Annotated in this window: 1 rRNA gene; it reads left to right on the forward strand. The window is 51.5% G+C overall.

From position 1 onward, the window contains the following. Nucleotides 1-958: ribosomal RNA gene (locus tag E1573_RS13135) — 23S ribosomal RNA — on the forward strand; the annotation flags it as partial.

Genomic DNA, 958 nt, shown 5'->3' on the forward strand with positions numbered 1-958 from the left:
TTGTTAGGTGACTGCGTACCTTTTGTATAATGGGTCAGCGACTTATATTCAGTGGCGAGCTTAACCGAATAGGGGAGGCGTAGCGAAAGCGAGTCTTAATAGGGCGCTTAGTCGCTGGGTATAGACCCGAAACCGGGCGATCTATCCATGGGCAGGTTGAAGGTTAGGTAACACTGACTGGAGGACCGAACCGACTACCGTTGAAAAGTTAGCGGATGACCTGTGGATCGGAGTGAAAGGCTAATCAAGCTCGGAGATAGCTGGTTCTCCTCGAAAGCTATTTAGGTAGCGCCTCATGTATCACTGTAGGGGGTAGAGCACTGTTTCGGCTAGGGGGTCATCCCGACTTACCAAACCGATGCAAACTCCGAATACCTACAAGTGCCGAGCATGGGAGACACACGGCGGGTGCTAACGTCCGTCGTGAAAAGGGAAACAACCCAGACCGTCAGCTAAGGTCCCAAAGTCATGGTTAAGTGGGAAACGATGTGGGAAGGCTTAGACAGCTAGGAGGTTGGCTTAGAAGCAGCCACCCTTTAAAGAAAGCGTAATAGCTCACTAGTCGAGTCGGCCTGCGCGGAAGATGTAACGGGGCTCAAACCATGCACCGAAGCTACGGGTGTCACTTAGGTGACGCGGTAGAGGAGCGTTCTGTAAGCCTGTGAAGGTGAGTTGAGAAGCTTGCTGGAGGTATCAGAAGTGCGAATGCTGACATGAGTAACGACAATGGGAGTGAAAAACTCCCACGCCGAAAGACCAAGGTTTCCTGCGCAACGTTAATCGACGCAGGGTTAGTCGGTCCCTAAGGCGAGGCTGAAAAGCGTAGTCGATGGAAAACAGGTTAATATTCCTGTACTTCTGGTTATTGCGATGGAGGGACGGAGAAGGCTAGGCCAGCTTGGCGTTGGTTGTCCAAGTTTAAGGTGGTAGGCTGAGATCTTAGGTAAATCCGGGATCT

Source organism: Pseudomonas sp. H9 (assembly GCF_004353925.1).
Lineage (GTDB): Bacteria > Pseudomonadota > Gammaproteobacteria > Pseudomonadales > Pseudomonadaceae > Aquipseudomonas.